Origin of the sequence: Kitasatospora sp. NPDC057198, assembly GCF_042670125.1 — a bacterium.
Lineage (GTDB): Bacteria > Actinomycetota > Actinomycetes > Streptomycetales > Streptomycetaceae > Kitasatospora.
In genome coordinates this window covers 1-2,304 of the sequence record NZ_JBHUWH010000759.1, presented here as the reverse complement: position 1 = coordinate 2,304, position 2,304 = coordinate 1, and the positions used below count along the sequence as shown (strand labels likewise).

The following is a 2,304-nucleotide window of genomic DNA, read 5'->3' as shown; positions in this document are numbered from 1 at the left end:
CCGTCACCCGCCTGGGCGCCCGCCCCGCCGACCCCGGCGCCCCGCCGCACGGCCTGCTCCACTACACGATGACCGCCACCGACCGGCCCGCCGCCCGCACCCGCCTCACCGGCTGAAGGAGCCCCGTCCGCATGCCCGACCTCCCGTACGACTTCCTGGACGGCCTGGCCGAGAACCCGGCCCTGCCCGCCGACCTGGTCGACCGCCTGATCGCCGCCCCGCACAACCTCCTCGTGCTACCCCGCCGCCCCGGCCTCACCGAACCCCAGCTCGACGCCCTGATCGCCCACGACGCGCACTCCGTCGCCCTCAACCGCCACCTGCCGAAGCCGGTGCGCCGCCGCCTCGCCGCCCACCCCGACCCGGACGTCCGGGCCGCCCTGGTCGTCTCCGCCACCGATTCCAACGAGGACCGCGAGCTGTTCGAACGGTTCGCCGCCGACCCGGCCCCCGAGGTGCGCAAGCAACTCGCCGAGTCCGACCGCACCCCCGCCGACCTGCGCGCCCGCCTCGCCCACGACCCCGCCCCGGAGGTCCGCGCCACCCTCGCCCAGTACTGGACCGCCGCCCCCGAACCCGTCCGCCGCGCCCTGCTCACCGACCCCGAGGGCAGCGTCCGCGCCGCCGCCTGCGCCACCTACTTCCGCGGCCGGCCGTACCCCGCCCCGCCCGCCGACCTCGTCCCCGCCCTGCTCGCCGACCCGCTCACCCGTCCCGGCGCCGTCGCGCACTGCGACCCGGCCACCACCGACCTCGAACGCCTCGCCGCCGACCCCGACCCGGACGTCCGCCGCGCCCTCGCCGCCCACCCCGGCCTGCCCGCCCACCTCCGCACCCGCCTCGCCGCCGACCCCCGCGCGCTCGTCCGCCTCGCCGTCCTGGCCCGCCCCGACACCCCCGAGGCCGAACGGGCCGCCCTGTACGACTCGGTCACCGGCCCGTTCGAACCGCCCGGCGATGACGTGGACGTCGACACCGCCGTCGAGCTGGAGTTGGACCACTTCGGGGTCGAGATGGAACTCCGGCTGCTCCACCTGCCCTGGGTCACCGCCGACCCGCTGCCGCACCTCGACTCGCCCCACCCCGCCTTCCGCCGGTCCGCCGCCGTCTCGCCCGACCTCCCCGCCGAGGCCCGCGCCCGCCTGCTCGCCGACCCCGACAACGAGGTCGCGCTCGCCGCCGCCCGCAGGAGCCCCGACCCGATCGACCCGGCCACCGCCGAACGCCTCGACCGCGAGTACCGCCCGTTCAAGCCGATGCCCTGGCGCCCCGCCGACGTGTTGCCGCTGCCCGCCGAGACCCTCCGCCGCCTGGCCACCGACCCCGTCCCCCGAATGCGGCTGCTCGCCCTGCGCGACCCCGAGCTGCCCGCCCACCTGCTGGAACGCCTCGCCGCCGACCCCGAGGAGGAAGTCCGTCGCCTCGCCGCGAGCCACCCCGCCCACGCTCCGACCACCCTGCGGGCCCTGCTCGACGATCCGTCCCCGTACGTCAACCGTGCCGCCGCCGCCAACCCGGCCCTCCCGGTCGACGAGATCCGCGCCCGCCTGGACGCCGCCGGGCTGTGAACCCGGGCCGGGGAGAGGTCAGTCCGCCGAGCCCGAGACGCCCGACCCCGGCCAGGACTCCTCCAGGCCGCCGTCCGCCCGGACGGTGTACCGGGTGGAGGAGACCGCGCCCGTCCGGTCGATCCGCTCCTCGCGGATCAGCGCGCCGTTCTCCACCCGCCACACCGCGCCCGCCTCCGGGTTCGCGGCCGAGGCCCGGTCCGCGAGCAGCACGGGGGAGCCGCCGGTGAAGCCGTACAGCTGGACCAGGTCGACCGGCACCGCGCCCTCCAGGCGGCGCAGCACCACCAGCGTGGCCTGCGCGTCCCGGTAGCGGGCGGGCAGCACCGCGGCGAGCGAGACCGGCGGCCCGTTCTCGGTGGAGTGCCCGTCGTGCAGCCGGATCGCCGGGCCGCCGGACGGGTCGGGGTAGCTCAGGTTGGGCCAGTCGACCTGCGGCGGGGCGCCGAAGGACGGGGCCAGCCCGGTGTCGCCGTGCCCGGCGGCGTTCGCGCCGTCCACCGACAGCGTCGTCCCGGCGGCCGGGTCGACCGGGGCGGTCGCCACCCCGGCGGGCTGCGGGCCCAGGCCCTGCGCGTCGCGGTTCTGGCAGCCCTGCGCGACGGCGATGGCCAGCGCCACGCCCAGGGTCACCGTCACGAACACCACCAGCCGCTGCCGCAGCAGGCGCTGGCGGGGCGTCGGCCGCCCGCCCAGGGTGTGCGGGGCGCGCCCGGGCGGGGGAGTACGGTCCCGG

The 2,304-nt window shown here is 78.4% G+C and carries 1 protein-coding gene and 1 pseudogene; one reads left to right on the top strand and one right to left on the bottom strand.

Annotated elements, in window-relative coordinates; genetic code table 11:
* The first annotated feature begins 131 nt into the window (after window positions 1-131).
* Window positions 132-1,568, top strand: coding sequence for a hypothetical protein (locus tag ACFUEL_RS38700; RefSeq protein ID WP_380242745.1), 1,437 nt, complete (start codon window positions 132-134; stop codon window positions 1,566-1,568).
* A gap of 18 nt (window positions 1,569-1,586) precedes the next feature.
* On the opposite strand, the pseudogene ACFUEL_RS38695 reads toward ACFUEL_RS38700, so the two are convergent.
* A pseudogene (locus ACFUEL_RS38695) lies at window positions 1,587-2,304 on the bottom strand (hypothetical protein); the annotation flags it as partial.